Origin of the sequence: Acinetobacter sp. BIGb0102, from assembly GCF_003815055.1 — a bacterium.
Taxonomy (GTDB): Bacteria; Pseudomonadota; Gammaproteobacteria; order Pseudomonadales; family Moraxellaceae; genus Acinetobacter; species Acinetobacter vivianii.
Genome location: NZ_RKQE01000015.1, coordinates 100,438 through 116,614, shown reverse-complemented (window position 1 = coordinate 116,614; position 16,177 = coordinate 100,438). Strand labels below are relative to the sequence as shown.

Annotated in this window: 15 protein-coding genes; 9 read left to right on the top strand and 6 right to left on the bottom strand. The window is 42.8% G+C overall.

What is annotated here, in order from left to right; genetic code table 11:
• Positions 1 to 67 precede the first annotated feature (67 nt).
• Positions 68 to 1,885, bottom strand: a complete 1,818-nt coding sequence (locus EC846_RS15155; protein WP_123775664.1) for a cation:proton antiporter — start codon at positions 1,883 to 1,885, stop codon at positions 68 to 70.
• Between the two features lie 103 nt (positions 1,886 to 1,988).
• Positions 1,989 to 4,214 (bottom strand): primosomal protein N', encoded by a 2,226-nt coding sequence (locus EC846_RS15150; protein ID WP_228200687.1) that lies wholly within the window; start codon positions 4,212 to 4,214, stop codon positions 1,989 to 1,991.
• A 213-nt stretch (positions 4,215 to 4,427) separates the two neighbouring features.
• On the opposite strand from EC846_RS15150, the gene gspF reads away from it, so the two are divergent.
• The 3 genes from gspF (at position 4,428) to EC846_RS15135 (ending at position 6,700) form a co-directional block, all read left to right on the top strand.
• Positions 4,428 to 5,633, top strand: a complete 1,206-nt coding sequence (gene gspF / locus EC846_RS15145; protein ID WP_123775662.1) for a type II secretion system inner membrane protein GspF — start codon at positions 4,428 to 4,430, stop codon at positions 5,631 to 5,633.
• Positions 5,634 to 5,656: 23 nt separating this feature from the next.
• On the top strand, positions 5,657 to 6,094 hold the full coding sequence (gspG, locus tag EC846_RS15140; RefSeq protein WP_032810915.1) for a type II secretion system major pseudopilin GspG: 438 nt from the start codon (positions 5,657 to 5,659) through the stop codon (positions 6,092 to 6,094).
• A gap of 261 nt (positions 6,095 to 6,355) precedes the next feature.
• Complete coding sequence (locus EC846_RS15135) at positions 6,356 to 6,700, top strand: hypothetical protein (RefSeq protein ID WP_123775661.1); 345 nt, start codon at positions 6,356 to 6,358, stop codon at positions 6,698 to 6,700.
• A 62-nt stretch (positions 6,701 to 6,762) separates the two neighbouring features.
• Here EC846_RS15135 and EC846_RS15130 read toward each other — a convergent pair whose 3' ends face one another.
• Positions 6,763 to 7,026, bottom strand: a complete 264-nt coding sequence (locus EC846_RS15130; protein WP_123775660.1) for a DUF2798 domain-containing protein — start codon at positions 7,024 to 7,026, stop codon at positions 6,763 to 6,765.
• Between the two features lie 244 nt (positions 7,027 to 7,270).
• Here EC846_RS15130 and EC846_RS15125 point away from each other — a divergent pair, with 244 nt between their 5' ends.
• On the top strand, positions 7,271 to 7,609 hold the full coding sequence (locus tag EC846_RS15125) for a tRNA-binding protein (RefSeq protein WP_004774166.1): 339 nt from the start codon (positions 7,271 to 7,273) through the stop codon (positions 7,607 to 7,609).
• A gap of 1 nt (position 7,610) precedes the next feature.
• Here EC846_RS15125 and lnt read toward each other — a convergent pair whose 3' ends face one another.
• Together lnt and EC846_RS15115 are read right to left on the bottom strand one after the other, a co-directional pair.
• Positions 7,611 to 9,170, bottom strand: a complete 1,560-nt coding sequence (gene lnt, locus EC846_RS15120) for an apolipoprotein N-acyltransferase (protein WP_123775659.1) — start codon at positions 9,168 to 9,170, stop codon at positions 7,611 to 7,613.
• On the bottom strand, positions 9,167 to 10,006 hold the full coding sequence (locus EC846_RS15115) for an HlyC/CorC family transporter (protein ID WP_004774169.1): 840 nt from the start codon (positions 10,004 to 10,006) through the stop codon (positions 9,167 to 9,169). Before EC846_RS15115 ends, lnt begins: the two co-directional genes overlap by 4 nt.
• Before the next feature lie 175 nt (positions 10,007 to 10,181).
• Here EC846_RS15115 and tusA point away from each other — a divergent pair, with 175 nt between their 5' ends.
• Positions 10,182 to 10,439: a sulfurtransferase TusA gene (gene tusA / locus EC846_RS15110; RefSeq protein ID WP_004774171.1), complete on the top strand. Its 258-nt coding sequence runs from the start codon at positions 10,182 to 10,184 to the stop codon at positions 10,437 to 10,439.
• A 72-nt stretch (positions 10,440 to 10,511) separates the two neighbouring features.
• On the opposite strand, the gene EC846_RS15105 is transcribed toward tusA, so the two are convergent.
• Positions 10,512 to 12,224 carry an electron transfer flavoprotein-ubiquinone oxidoreductase gene (locus EC846_RS15105; protein ID WP_004774172.1) on the bottom strand — a complete coding sequence of 571 codons (1,713 nt, stop codon included), beginning with the start codon at positions 12,222 to 12,224 and terminating at the stop codon, positions 10,512 to 10,514.
• A 186-nt stretch (positions 12,225 to 12,410) separates the two neighbouring features.
• On the opposite strand from EC846_RS15105, the gene EC846_RS15100 reads away from it, so the two are divergent.
• The 4 genes from EC846_RS15100 to hemH all read left to right on the top strand — a co-directional run bounded on the left by EC846_RS15100 (position 12,411) and on the right by hemH (position 16,177).
• On the top strand, positions 12,411 to 13,034 hold the full coding sequence (locus EC846_RS15100; protein WP_123775658.1) for a DUF1285 domain-containing protein: 624 nt from the start codon (positions 12,411 to 12,413) through the stop codon (positions 13,032 to 13,034).
• Between the two features lie 44 nt (positions 13,035 to 13,078).
• Entirely contained in the window at positions 13,079 to 13,966 is an 888-nt protein-coding gene (gene murI / locus EC846_RS15095; RefSeq protein ID WP_062848166.1) for a glutamate racemase, read from the top strand.
• A gap of 95 nt (positions 13,967 to 14,061) precedes the next feature.
• A complete protein-coding gene (locus EC846_RS15090; RefSeq protein ID WP_004774177.1) occupies positions 14,062 to 15,090 on the top strand; it encodes a DUF4062 domain-containing protein in 1,029 nt (342 codons plus the stop codon).
• Between the two features lie 70 nt (positions 15,091 to 15,160).
• Positions 15,161 to 16,177 (top strand): ferrochelatase, encoded by a 1,017-nt coding sequence (gene hemH, locus EC846_RS15085; RefSeq protein ID WP_123775706.1) that lies wholly within the window; start codon positions 15,161 to 15,163, stop codon positions 16,175 to 16,177.

Genomic DNA, 16,177 nt, shown 5'->3' with positions numbered 1-16,177 from the left:
AAAAGCACTTAGGGCTTTATAAAAAGGTGCATGTATGCAGTCAATAATGGTGTCAGTTTGCTAAAACTCAAGATGTTTCATTGAGTGAATTTGCATCACTTTGTGTGTTTTGATCATTGCGCATGCGATCTGGCTGCAAAGTTTTTGTGTTTTCAAACAAATACTCAAGTTCCGCAATTGCACTTGGATAATGTTCAACAATCTCTTGCTGTTCTTGTACCCAATGTTGCTGGATCAGAAGCAGCTCATCCTGTTGCTTAAAACGTTCCATCTGCGTTTGTGCATCAAGATTTGAAAGGCCAGTTTCGACTAAAGCCTGCTGTGCCATATCCAGCGAAGCGGCATAGGTTTCACGCCACATATATTGGATGCCTAAACCATTGAGTAAATGGGCATGATGACGGTCACGTGCCCGCACAAACAGCGTCAGGTCGGGATGATTCAAACGCAGATAACGCGCCAGATTCATACTGTCTTCAACATCATCAATCGCGAGAATCAGTAGCTTGCAGTATTCGATTCCCGCAGCACGTAAGTTGTCGACCTGAGTCACGTCGGCATCAAAAAAACGATGTCCATATTGTTCAATAAAGTCAGCATCAGGTTGGTTGCTGTCAATCACACTGAATTGTTTGCCTTGCGCATGCAAAACTCGGGCAACCACTTGTCCAAAGCGTCCAAAACCGACGATCAGAATCGGATGTTGTGGCACATCTTCAGGCGCAATGCGTACTTTTTTCTGCAATCGTGGCAAAATTTCTGCATCAAAGAGCCAGTACAGCAGAGGCGTCAATAACATCGAACCGAACACAATCAGCAAGGCAGGTTGTAATAAGGCTTTGCTGAGCAGATCTTCACTTTCTGCCAGTTTCAGTAGAATAAAAGTCAGTTCACCACTTTGGGCCAAGGTGATTCCAAACAAGGTGCTGAATCTGGCATGACGTTGCTGATAATAACGGACTGCTGCAATAACACCCGCCTTGATCAGCACCAATCCAAAGATTGAACCTAAGATTAATAATGGCGTCTGAGCGAGGGGTTCAAGCGAAAGACCGAGACCAATCGCCAGAAAAAATAACCCGATTGCAGCATCTTTAAAGGGTTCAAGAATACGTTCAACTTCAGCTTTGAATTCGGTTTCTGCTAGTAATAAGCCTGCTAAAAATGCACCAATCAATACATGAATATTCAAAATATCCATAATTAGAATGACCGAGACAATGATTAAGGCACTCAGCACAGGGATAAGTTGAATACTGTTTTTTGGTGCTAAAAAGCGGAAGGCTGGACGTACTAGATAGCGACTGGCGAGAAATAGACCCGAAATCGTGGCAATAATCGCAGCAAAATAAGCAATTCCATGTCTTGTCGATGCGGTTTCTTCCAGCAAAGGAAAGAGTGCAATCAGAACCACTGTGATAAAAATCTGAAATTGCAGTGTGGCTAAACAGGCTTGCCCCAACTGGTTATGCAGTTGTTGTTTTTTCTGTAGTAGTTGCTGCACTAAAGTAACCGCGGAGAGTGCCAGTGCGAAGCCAAGAATGAGACTGGTCAGCAATTGATTCAACAGTAGGAAACAGGCACCGACTAAAAGTGGAATGATGATTGCGAGTGGTAAGCCACTATGTTTAAGAATACTTCGACGCTCTACCCAGAGTTGTACTGGTCGAAACGCAAGACCTAGAAAGAGCATGACCGCAATCATACCCAGCTCGAGCAATGATTGGATTAGTTGAGGATCTTCAACCAGCCCTGAGACATTAGAACCGAGTACCAGCCCTGCGATGAGATAACCCAAAACAGTGGTGCCCATATAGCGCTTGGCCAATGGAACAAAAATTAAAGTCGCAGCCAGTAAAAAAATAATGGGTAGTAGTAAGGACATCGAATGCCTCAATTTTTCTATTCTGTCTAGACTAACTCAAATGAGTAAAGGTTAAAAAGACCAATCCTGTGACGTGTCTTTTATAACATCTGTCTAAAGTATCTTAACTAAACTCTTGTGGATCAACATCAATCGAAAGTCTGAGTTGATGCTGTCGAGGTAAATGTACCACTTGTTGCCACCATTGACGCAAATAAAAGTGCAGTTTTGCCCGATCGGTAGACAAAATCACCATGTGTGCACGATAACGGCCTGCTTTACGCTCCATAGGGGCAGGGATTGGGCCCCAAATATCAACCAGATCGCCAGCCATTGTTCTAAGTTGCTGGGCAATATCCGCTAGAAATTGTTGGCTATAATCACGGTCTTTAGATTCAACCCGAACCAGTACAGCATAACGATAAGGCGGTAGCAGGGCGATTTTGCGATCAGCCAGCATTTGTTTGGCGACGGTACGATAATCATGCTCAATCAGTGTGGTCAGCATTGGATGGTCAGGACGTAAGCTTTGTAAATACACACTACCTTTATGCTCGCCACGTCCAGCACGTCCAGCCACTTGTACAATCAATTGTGCGGTTCGTTCAGGCGCGCGCGGATCAACACTGAGCAGACCTGCATCAATATCCAGAATCGCAACTAGCGTTACATGTGGGAAGTGATGACCTTTAGCCAGCATTTGCGTACCCAGTAAAATACTTGGCTTGTTTTGTTGAATCCGATCATAAATTTTCTGCCAGCTACCGACGCGACTGGTACTGTCACGATCAACCCGTATCACTTCATTGTGCGGGAAGAGTTCTTGTAGGTGTTCCTCAAGCTTCGCCGTTCCTGCGCCAATCGTTTTCAAACTCTGTTTTTTGCATTCAGGACAATGATCTGGTAGACGATTGATGGTACCGCAATGATGACAATGCAAATAATGGTAAGGCTGTGAATGCAGGGTAAAGTGTGCATCACAATGCGGACAGTTGGCTTGCCAGCCGCAGCTTTCACACATCAGAATGGGTGCATAGCCACGTCGGTTTAAAAAGATCAGGACTTGTTCTTTGCGCTCTAACGTATGCTTAATTTGCTGAATCAAGGTCTGGCTGAGCCCATGCTGCTTTTTCGCAATCTTTAAATCCACCACATGCATTTTCGGTAAAACGGCTACGCCTGCACGCTGATTCAGTTCAAGGAGCTGTAATTTTCCTGACTCAACCAGATGATAACTGTCGATGCTAGGGGTGGCTGAGCCGAGAATCACAGGACAGTTTTGCAAATGTCCACGATATAAGGCGACATCACGGGTATGGTAACGGAAACCTTCTTGCTGCTTATAAGAAAGGTCATGTTCTTCATCTAAAATGATCAGTCCCAGATTTGGCAATGGGGTATAAATCGCAGAGCGTGTACCAATAATGATCGAAGCTTTGCCCGTTTGCGCATGTTGCCATGCCTGTAAACGTTTCGAGTCATTTAGACCAGAATGGAGCAAGGCAATATCACAATGAAAGCGTGATTTAAATCGTGAAACGGTTTGTGGGGTGAGGCCAATTTCAGGTACCAGCACCAGTACCTGCTTGCCTTGTTTTAATACTTCATACATCACTTGCAGATAAACTTCGGTTTTTCCGCTTCCAGTCAAACCGTCGAGTAAAAAGGCCTGATAATGATGTTGTGCCTTGAGAATATGTTGAATGGCTTTTTTCTGGTCTTCATTCGGTGTTAATGGAACTTGCGCCAATTGCACTGGTGTCGGAGTAAAATCATGCGGTTCCAGACAACATTCGACCAGGCCTTTCTTTTCCAGTGCTTTCAGGGTCGAAGTCTCGACGCCACTAAGATTCAAGACATTTTCAGTGGTGCCATGCGGATGTAGCTTTAGCACCTGATAGGCTTCATATTGTTTTTGTGAACGTTTTAATAAAGAGGTAGGGTCATCGTGTGGCGTAATTTTCCATAGATGGAACAGGATATCTAAGGCACGACCTTGTCTGAGTAACGCCGGTAAGGCACTTTGCATGACCTCACCAATCGGAAATTGATAATATTGGGCAGACCATGTCAACAAAGTTAAAACTTGTTGGTCTAAAATCGCTTCTTGATCGAGTAATTCCGTGATGGCTTTAAGTTTGAACTGACCTGTAAACACTTCATGAGGATCAACTTTTTCAGTGATGAGACCCACCAGATTTTGCCGCCCAAATGAAATGGCAACACGCGCGCCGACTTGTGCCTGAGCATATTGCTCTGCACTGACCGTATAATCAAAGGTGTCATACAGATATACAGGTATGGCAACGCGAATACGGTAAACAATAGCGCTAGAATTTTGGGTCGGCATATAGGCTTCATTCATGTAAAGTGTATGTTGATATTTTCAGCCTTTTAAGTTGTATGATCGCTTAAAACAACTTAAATAAGGCATGACGGCATCTCATAGAATTATGCTAAAGTGCTGTGCGTTATGTCGATGAATTTCTTGTGGAACCATGTTCCTCAGGCCATACACGGATGCACTTAACAACGACTATTTTGGGACAATTAGAACAGAACCATGCCTGCTTATCAATTTACTGCTATCGATGCCTCAGGAAAGCAACATAAAGGTGTGCTGGAAGGGGATTCCGCACGCCAGATTCGCCAACAGTTACGCGATAAAGCATGGACACCAATTGCGGTCGATGCGGTTGAGCAAAAAGATAAACAACAACAGCGTTCATGGTTTAAAAAAAGCTTTAGCGCTTATGATTTAGCATTGATGACGCGTCAACTCTCAGTGTTGGTCGCGGCAGGAATTCCATTGGAAGAAGCGCTCCGTGCGGTTAGTAAACAAAGTGAAAAAGCGCATGTCCGAAATTTATTGATTGCAGTACGTTCCAAGGTACTGGAAGGGCACTCACTGGCAAAAAGTATGCAACAGTCAGGACGCTTTCCCGAGCTCTATATTGCAACGGTTGCTGCGGGTGAGCGTTCAGGTCATCTTGATCTGATTCTGGATCAGTTATCGGACTACACAGAAAACCGTTTTGCCATGCAGAAGAAAGTTCAGGGTGCGATGATTTACCCGATTGTACTGATGCTGATGTCTTTCGGTATTGTGATGGCCTTGATGACTTATGTCGTGCCAGAAATCGTCAAAACCTTTGAACAAAGTAAAGAGGCTTTGCCGTGGATCACTGTTGCTTTAATGAAAGCCAGCGCCTTTATTCGGCATACCTGGATTGGCATGCTTATTCTTGCCTTTATTGCCATCATTTTATTTACCCGATTCTTAAGAACCAATGCAGGGCATTATGCATTTGACCGATTAACGCTCAGATTGCCACTATTCGGTAAACTTTCGCGTGGTATAAATGCGGCACGTTTTGCCAGTACCTTATCCATTTTAACCCGCTCAGGCGTGCCTTTGGTGGAAGCCTTACGCATTGGTGCCGAAGTCAGTAATAACTGGGTAATTCGGGATGCCATTGAATTGGCGATGGAGCGTGTAACAGAAGGTGGTAATTTGGCAACACAACTGGAGCGCTGCGGTTATTTCCCTCCGATGATGGTACAAATGATTCGAAGTGGTGAAGCCTCTGGTGAACTGGATCGTATGCTGGATCGGGCATCAACTATGCAGGATCGTGAGGTGACCACCTTTATTTCAACTTTACTGGCCTTGCTTGAACCCTTGATGCTGATTTTTATGGCAGCAATTGTATTGGTGATTGTGATTGCGGTAATGTTGCCAATTATTAATATGAACAATATGATCTGATGAGTGACATGAAAGAGATGAATATGAAGAATCAAAAAATATATGTGAAGCAATCTGGCTTCACGTTAATAGAAGTGATGGTTGTTATTGTAATTTTAGGTGTTTTGGCTGCACTAATCGTTCCGAACGTGATGGGTCGTGGTGAAAAAGCCAAAGTTGATACTACCAGTATTACCTTAAAAGGTGTTGCGGGTGCCTTGGATCAATATAAGCTGGACAATGGCCGTTACCCATCTATGCAAGATGGTGGTTTAGATGCATTGGTCAACCAGCCAGCAACAGCGAAAAACTGGTTACCTGGTGGTTATGTGAAAGGTGGCTATCCAAAAGACAGTTGGGAAAATGATTTGCAGTATGTTATTCCAGGTCGTGAAGGCCGTCCATTTGATTTATATTCGTTTGGTGCGGATGGTAAAGAAGGTGGCGAAGGCAATGATGCCGATATTTATTATCAGCCTTAATCATTAGATAAAAATATCACTTCACTTTTGAATTATTAAATCTAGAGTGAAGTGATAATGTTTCTTAATTCGAAATTAATTAATAAATTATTGAAAAATAAAGATAGAATAAAATATTGAATATGTGAGAGTTATAATAAGAATTATTCCCATATTTAATAGTTACAAGAAAAAGAAATTATGCAGAAAAATAGACTTTTTCTTTAGATCAAAGCTTTGCATAATAAATTCAGACCATTGAAACCAAGTGTGAGAAATCAGATGAAAGCATTCTTTATGTTAGATGAACTGAATCAGTTTCATTGGGCAATGCTTAAATCTGTATTGCTCATTTTAACTTTATTACCCATTAGTGAAGGTGCTTTAACATTATGGCAAGCCGCTGAGGGAAGTAGCCAGATTATGATTGGTTTCTTTGCATTAAGTATGTTAAGTGCATGGTTTGTCTTGTGCTTTTTAAGTGCCTTGAAAACCACGGTCTGGAATCATGTTGACTTGATTTCTAAATATGAGCAGTTTTTATTTAAGGCTTATCGTTATATTCCGATGTTATTTTTATCTAGTTTGGTTGCCTATTTAAGCGTGCAATTATCGATAAGCTTTTAAGTTATTAAAATACTGAGCGTCAAAAACGTAGATTTAAAATCTACGTTTTTTATTGCCTGAATTTAGCCAGCGCGAACAAACAAAAAGGTAATTTTGCGTACCATTGGCAAGACTAAAAGTAGAACAGGGAAGGCAATTAACCACGAAATTCCCCATGCGGATAGCCAGATGTGAGTAGAAAACTGTTCTAATCCCATGCTACGTAAAGTACTAATACACGACACGATAAAGGTCATGATGATAGATAGGAACAAAGGTAAAACTACGGTGGCGTAACGATTTGGAATCTTTTGAAAACGAAAAGAAGACCCTTTGAAATTTTGCATTTTTTTCTCCGTAAACCAACAAACGCCAGTGCCTGATCAAATATGAAATATCTTGATCAAATAGCTCCAAACGTTGTTGGAGATATGTTGGCACGTTGATTGACGTAAACGTTTACGGCTTTATAAAGAGCAAAATTAATTTAACATGAAGGATCAGAATAGGGAATAAAAAATGAGCATCTTTATTTAAAAATAGAGATCCTCTATATTCCATATGACTTTAAAAATCGAAGAGAACAAGTAAATGCAACAAATTGAATGGAATGATTTTACCAAAGTGGAGTTGCGTGTCGGTCGGATTGTACAGGCTGAAGTATTTAAAGAAGCGCGAAAACCAGCCTATATCTTGCAAGTTGATTTTGGTGAAGAATTAGGAATCCGAAAATCCAGTGCGCAAATTACCAAACTTTATCAGCCTGAAAACTTGATTGGAAAACTGGTGGTTGCCGTAGTGAACTTCCCGAAGAAACAGATTGGCCCGATTCAATCAGAATGTCTGGTCACAGGATTTCATAATGCGGAAGGAGAGGTGGCACTTTGCGTCCCAGAGTTTGATGTTCCTCTGGGCACAAAGTTGTTGTGATTTATCGACGTGATTTAAACGAAATATCGACTTTACGTGGGCGGTAAATCCAGCCAACGATCAATAACAGAAGTGAGAAAATCAGGATCGGATAATCGCTTAAGCGGTTATACAAGGTTTGCCCTTGCATGGCAGGCAGTTCACCACGAAGCACGGCTTCCTGATCAATTGGCGCCTGTTTCACAATATGACCGTTCTGATCGATAAATGCTGTCACACCGGTATTGGTCGCACGAATAAACCAGCGGCCATTTTCTTTGGCACGCATTTGTACCATTTGCAAATGTTGCCAAGGCCCAGCAGTCCCTGTAAACCATGCATCATTTGAAACAGTGATCAAAAAGTCGCTATTCGATGCATTACGGCGGGTCAGGTTTGGATAAGCCACTTCATAGCAAATTGCAGCTGCCAGCGCATGACCTTTAACCATTAATGGCTTCTGGTTCGATTCACCACGAGAAAAACCACTCATGCTGACATCATTCTGCATCGCAGGCAGTACCCATTTCAGCATGCCTGATAATGGAATATATTCACCAAACGGCACCAGACGTTGCTTTTTATACAAGCCATGTGAATCGCTGCCTGAAGCCATAATACTGTTGTAATACAATGGTTCACCGACTTGCTGCGACTTTGCCATATCCCAATACGGAATACCGGTCACCCATGCACTGTCTGTTTTCTTGGCTTGAGCATCCATCGCCTCCAGAAACTCTGGAATATCGGTCTGGAACATTGGAATCGAAGATTCTGGCCAGACAATCAGATCACGTCCCCATTCAGCACGAGTCAGCGTGGCATAAATTTCTAAGGTCTTAATCTGGTATTCAGTTAACCATTTCAGGTCTTGAGGAATATTTCCCTGAACCAAAGACACACTCAGTGGTTTGGCTGTTTTAGGTTGTACAAACTGAATAAATCCAGCGCCCCATGCACCTAATACTAGAACTGCGGAAGGCACTGCCCAAAACCAGCGACGATTTAAAATCTCGACCAGCGCACAGGCCAATACGATGACAACGAAAGAAACAGCATAAACACCAAATAGAGGTGCATAACCATCTAATAGGCGTTCAGTGAAGGCATAACCTGCGAATAACCACGGAAAACCAGTAAATACCCAGGTTTTTGCCCACTCAAACAGCACCCACAGGGGTGCAAACGTAAGCGGCGTCTCTGGGAAAAAGCGACGATACAGCCAAGTCTGAAATGCCGTAAACAAGCCCATTGCTGCTGCCATAAAGGCAATCATCAACACGCTTAAAATAGCATTGGTATCGCCATAGGTATGGATGGATGTATAGAGCCAGAATGCCCCGACAAACCATAAACCAAAGCCATAGGTCCAGCCGAGCGCAAAGGCCTGACGTGGGCTACGCTGGCGCAATACAGCGTAGAGTAATGCAGGCGACAAAATCGCAAGCCACCAGAAATAGTACGGGGCGAGCGCCAAACTAAAGATTGCACCCGAAATGAGTGCAATCAAAAGTGGAAAAATAAAAGGGAGCTGTTTTTGTGGTTGAGACGAATTTAACAGCTTCTCAAAATAGGTTCTCATTGACGGACAGCTCGAATCAGATGAATAGTGCGTGCATCTGCTTCAATAATAGTAAATTGCCAATCGCCAAGCTCAATAGTTTGACCTTGTAAATCGCTCACTAAACCAATCTCTTGCAGCAGTAAACCGCCCATAGTTTCAACTTCATCGTCAGAAAAATCTGCATTTAAAATAGTGTTGAAATGTTCGATTGGTGTAAGTGCCTGCACAATCCACGTATTTGCTGTGGTCGGGTCATTATCTGGAACGATATATAAGGCTTCTTCATCCGCAATATCATGTTCATCTTCAATTTCGCCGACAATCTCTTCAAGAATATCTTCAAGGGTGACGAGACCAGAGGTTGAACCATATTCATCAATCACGATGGCAATATGCGTTTGCGTATTTTTCAGCATACGCAGCACCTGATCTGAACGTGCACTTTCAGGCACAAATACAGGCTGGCGCATCAATGAACGAATATCAACTTTGACATTACGCTCAGTTAAAAAAGGTAATAGGTCTTTCGCTAATAAGATGCCCACCACATTGTCGCTTTGATCCGCTGAAAATACGGGGAAGCGCGAATGTGCAGAATCGATCAGTACATGCAGAATATCAAGTAATTGATCGTCCTCCTGCAAACTGATGATCGCTGTACGCGGTGTCATGACTTCTCGAATCTTTGTTGCTGGCAGGTCAAGAACACCCTCAAGCATAGCAACAGTATCTGGCTCTAAAAAGCGACGTGAGTCTTGAACTAACTTGAGTAATTCATCGCGGGTTTCAGGTGCGGTACCTAACCATTTTCTTAAGCCACGCATACCCCACGACGGACTGGATTCCTCGACCATGATCTTTCCTAAAGACTCTCTATATCAATTAGATGATTTTCATCATACCGAAGATAAAGCGGATATGCATCAACAATACTATGTAAAAAACGTACAGTTTTCCAAAACAGGCCAGATGATTTTTATATGAGCAGTTTATGCTAAAATGTGAAAATTCGAATATTTGAGTTTTATGATGTCTGAACAACCAAAACTTCCCGCTGTTCAAATCAATACGCGAGGTTTACGTTGCCCTGAACCTGTGATGATGTTGCACCAAGCCATTCGCAAAGCCAAGTCAGGTGAGATTGTTGAAGTATTGGCAACAGACCCTTCAACATCATGGGATATTCCAAAATTTTGTATGCATCTTGGACATGAGCTGTTGCTCAAAGAAGAAAATCAGGATGAAAATAGCAATACTGAATATCGCTATTTAGTGCAGAAAGGTTAAGTTTTTTTTGACTTTTAAATTGCATGGCACATAAAAAAATCCGAGTCTAAACTCGGATTTTTTTATTTTGAATTACATATTTGGATAGTTCGGACCACCGCCGCCTTCAGGTGTTACCCAAGTGATGTTCTGTGATGGATCTTTAATATCACAGGTCTTACAGTGAACACAGTTTGCTGCGTTGATCTGGAAGCGTTTAGAGCCGTCATCATTTTCCATGATTTCATAAACACCCGCAGGGCAGTAGCGTTGAGCAGGCTCATCCCATTTTGGTAGGTTTACATCAACTGGAATAGATGGATCAGTCAACTTTAAGTGTGCTGGCTGATTTTCTTCATGTACGGTATTTGATACGAATACAGAAGATAAACGGTCAAAGGTCAACTTGCCATCTGGTTTTGGATAATTTGGTTTAAACGTTGACGCATCTACAGTTTTAAGTGCAGCAAAGTCTTGTTTAAGATCATGCAACGTGAATGGCACTTTAAGGATGTTTTGATCGATAAAGTTAAACGCGCCACCAATCCATTGACCAAACTTGTGCATTGCAGGGCCAAAGTTGCGTGAGTTATATAACTCTTCTTTTAACCAAGAATTGTTATATTTGTCTGTATACGCAGTCAATTCTTTGTCGAAATGATCGTCGCCTTCAAGCACACGTGCAATCGCAAGATCACCACCTTTTGCAACACCCGCAGCAATCGCTTCGAATACTGCCTCACCACACAACATACCTGACTTCATTGCAGTGTGTGAGCCTTTGATTTTTGAGAAGTTCAAGAAACCAGCATCATCACCAATCAAGCAACCGCCTGGGAAAGTGAGTTTAGGTAAAGCATTAAAGCCACCTTTCACAACAGCACGTGCGCCGTAAGAAATACGTTTACCGCCTTCAAGGAATTGCTTGATGGTTGGGTGCGTTTTCCAGCGTTGCATTTCCATGAATGGATACATGTGCGGATTTTCATATGATAAATCCACGATCATACCCAAAGTCACCTGATTGTTTTCAGCGTGGTATAACCACCAGCCACCAGATGAACCTGTTTCAGACAACGGCCAGCCAGCACCATGCATGACTAAGCCTGGCTTATGTTTAGCAGGATCGATTTCCCAAAGTTCTTTAATCCCGATACCGTAGTGCTGTGGATCAGCATCTTTATCAAGATTGTATTTTGCAATCAGGCGCTTACCGAGGTGACCACGGCAGCCTTCAGCGAACAATGTATATTTGGCATGAAGTTCATAACCAGGCGTGAAGTTATGCGTTGGCTCACCATTTTTGCCAATGCCCATATCACCTGTTTGAATACCTTTTACCGTACCATCTTCATGGTAAAGCACTTCAGATGCAGCAAAGCCTGGGAAAATTGAAACTTCCAGCTCTTCTGCTTTCTGGCCTAACCAGCGCACGACATTACCAAGAGAAATGACATAGTTCCCTTCGTTGTGCATTGATTTTGGTACCATCCAATACGGCATTTTTTGCGCTTTGGTATCAGACAATAAGAAATAAGTTTCGTCACCTGTGACAGGGACATTCAGTGGTGCGCCTTCTTCTTTCCAGTTTGGAAATAATTCATTCATGGCACGTGGTTCAAGTACAGCACCTGAAAGGATATGCGCACCTACTTCGGAGCCTTTTTCAACAACACATACAGAAAGGTCAGGTAGGTTGTTTTCAATCGCTAATTGACGAATTTTAATCGCAGCAGATAAACCCGCAGGTCCTGCGCCTACGATCACTACGTCAAACTCCATCGCTTCACGTTCGATGTGTTCCATGTAGGACTCCTCATATTTTTAAGGGTGGCAACCGTAATATTGCGATTCGGCGCTGCCATGAGTGTTCTTAATTGCCAAACACAAATGATAGTATGTGCTTGCAAACGTTTGGGATAGTATAGTTTTAAACCTTGATCTCGCCAATTGGCTGAGCGGTCATATTTTCTCGTCAGCAAGGCATAAACTATGATAAATGAAAATGATTCTCCACAAAACTCTTTAGAAAATCAGGGAAAAATCATGTTTTCTGATGATAAAAACTTAATGAACATTGCACAATACTTAAATGATGTACAGCAAAGTCACAAAAGGTCAATTCCACCTTTAGACCAGTGGCATCCAAAGCATTGTGGCAAAATGGATCTACGCATAAAAGCCAATGGAGAATGGTGGCACGAAGGTCAATTGATCAAACGTCAAGCTCTTCTGGATCTGTTCAGTAAGGTCTTGTGGAAAGAGGACGGCAAATTCTACCTCAAAACGCCTGTGGAACAGATTGAAATCGACGTTGAAGATGAACCATTGTTGATCAATCAGGCGGATCAGGTGCAAATCGAAGGCAAAACCTATCTGCAACTCACCACCATCAATCAGGATGTAATTATTGTAGATGAAGCGCATCCTATTTTTATGCGTGAATATGAAGGGGAGTTACGTCCTTATGTGCATGTGCGTTTTGGTATGAATGCCCTGATCCAGCGTCAGAGTTTTTATCATCTCGTCAACTACGGAACTTTGTCTGAAAATGCGCAAGGTGACACGGTTTTAACGCTAAAAAGTGGTGATTTGGTCTTGCATTTGAGCACCTGAGGTTTAAGCTTAAAAGAGTAAATAAACCAGTGTCCATGTGTAATATGACAGCCGTTCAATCCATGCCTCTTTTACTTGATCCAATGCCACACGCATCTGCTGATGCACCCATTGGTGTTTTTGACTCAGGCATTGGCGGCTTATCGGTTGCACAAGAGATTGCACGACATTTACCAAATGAACGCATTCTCTACTATGCAGATACGGCGCATGTGCCATATGGCGCGCGTTCAGATCAGGAAATCCGTCAACTGACTGCACAGGCAATCGAATGGCTTTATCGTCAGGGCTGTAAAATTGCAGTTGTGGCGTGTAATACCGCTTCTGCTTTTAGTCTGGATTACCTGCGCGATCATTATGGAGAACGCTTTCCAATCGTTGGTCTTGTGCCTGCATTAAAGCCCGCCGTCATTCAAACTCAATCCAAAGTTGTGGCGGTGCTGGCGACGCCTGCAACCTTCCGTGGACAGCTGATTAAAGATGTGATGGCAAACTTTGCACAGCCTGCTGGTGTCAAAGTGTTGACGGTGACGAGTCTGGAACTGGTGCCATTTGTTGAGGCTGGGCAGCAGATGAGTCCAGCATGTCTCGAAGTACTACAACAGATTTTACAACCTGTGGTCGAGCAGGGCGCTGACTTTCTGGTCTTGGGATGTACCCATTATCCTTTCCTGAAAGATGCGATTCGTCAGATTTTTTCTGAAAAATTAAAATTAATTGATTCTGGACAAGCAGTTGCGCGACAAACTGCCTATCTTTTAATTAAAAATGGGTTATTATGTGACAAATTGCGTCATAACATTACCCGTATTCAATGTTATGTCAGTGGTAACAATGCGGTCGAACTAGAACCCGTTCTTCAGCACCTTATACCAGAACAATTAACATGGAAGATTCAAAATCTGGCCGAGATTGAGATAGGAAATCACTAAATCGAGCCATATTTATATATTTATTGGGGTTAGTTGTTAATAAAAAATCAAGATAAATACTTGATATTATTGATCAATGAATTGGGGCCTAGCCTATGCAAGATACTCGTTATCAAGTCTTTATTTCTACCTCTGGCAATGAAATGCAACCAGAGCGAGCGGTTCTCGCACAAACATTAGTTGGCATGGGATTTCTGTCATGGGGGCTAGAACAGCGCACCCCGCTCAGTACGTCGATTGCCCGCCGTCAAATTGATGATTGTGATTATGTGGTGATTTTGCTGGGTAGCCAATATGGCGAACAATCCGTTTCAGGTGTCGGCTATATGCATCTGGAATATATTTATGCCATGACCAAACAAAAGCCTGTGATTGTATTTATGCATGAAGACCCAGAGTCTCGTGATGCCAAATTGCATGATCACAAGCCAGAACTTAAAGAAAAATTCAAAGAATTTAGAAAACAGCTACAACACGAAGTGGATCAGGTCTTTTGTTATCGTACCTTAAGAGATCTGGAGCTGGCTGTACGTTCAAGTATGCCGCAAATGCTAGAGCGTTATCCTGTGGTGGGGTGGGTGCGTCCACAAAATACGCAGGTATTGCGTGATGAAATTGATGCATTACGTGCCAAGGTGAAACAGTTGGAAACGGAACTGGGTAATCGTGAAGCTGATCCGTTGACCAATGTACCTAAAGTTTCGATGCATGAACTCTATTCATTTGAATATCGTATGCATGCCTATCAGGATGGCAATTTCAAGGAAGTAAAGCCACATCGCAAGATGACATGGGCTCAATTACTGAATGTTCTCGGTTCAGCCTTTGTGATTCCGACACCAGAAGAATATTTTTCCAAGCGGATCAATGAATATCTCAATGAGACAGGTTTGGATGATGCCCGTAAGGAAATGCCAAGAGCGCATGCTGTATCACGTGCCCAAGTGAATATTCGTGCTTTGCATGAGATCAAATTACAAATGCGTCAAAATGAATGGATTGTGCCAACAGGGCGTGATGATCGTCAACGTATGTTGTGGCAGCTCACTGCAAAAGGACAGAAACTACTTGAAAGTAATATGCTGGATAGTAATCGGGTTTTTCAATTTAAGACCATGCATTAATCCAATTTAGCAAACAGGGCTAAAACTGCTAAAGTAATTGTATGAACCCAATGAAAAGCGGATGCGGTCTATGTTAGCGACACAAAAACCAAAAGTGACTGTGATTCTGGCCAATTTAGGTACGCCAGATGAAGCAACTGTGCCAGCAGTACGACGTTTCCTGAAACAGTTTTTATCTGATACCCGTGTGATTGAGATTCCCAAATTATTATGGTGGATCATCCTGCACTTATTTGTTTTGACTTTTCGTCCGAAACGGGTGGCTGAAGCCTATGCTTCGGTCTGGTCGAATGATTCACCGATGCGTGAAATTGTGCTGGAACAAACACTGCTGATTAAACAACGCCTACAAGAAGAAAATCATCAGTTTGATCTGACGGTTGTACCGGCCATGACTTATGGTCAACCCAGTATCCATGATGTACTGGCGCAACTGGCAAAGGATCCACAAGAACATGTAATTTTGCTGCCGCTGTTCCCGCAATATTCAGCAACCTCAACAGCGCCGTTATATGATGCGTTTGCCAAATGGATTCCACAGCAACGTCATTTACCTGGTCTGACTATTATTAAGGACTATCATCAGCATCCTTTATTTATTCAGGCGTTGGCAGATAGCGTATTGCATTATCAGGGACAACATGGCAAAGCTGAAAAACTGTTAATGTCATTTCATGGTATTCCTCAACCCTATGCCGATAAAGGCGACCCCTATGCAGACCGTTGCCGAACTACAGCACGTCTGGTGGCAGAAGCTTTACATCTCAAAGAGGATGAATGGGCGATCAGCTTCCAGTCACGTTTTGGCAAGCAGGAATGGGTAAAGCCTTATACGGATCAGTTGTTACAGCAATGGGGTGAACAAAAGGTTCAATCGGTACAGGTGATTAGTCCTGCCTTTTCAGCCGATTGTTTGGAAACGCTGGAGGAGTTGGCCATGCAAAACAAGGAAATTTTCCAGCATGCGGGTGGCGGAGACTATGTCTATATTCCAGCCTTGAATGCGGATCAGGCCCATATAGATTTGCTTGCCGGTCTGGTTCAGGCTAATCTTGATGCACTCACTCATACCTTAGCCCATCGTTAA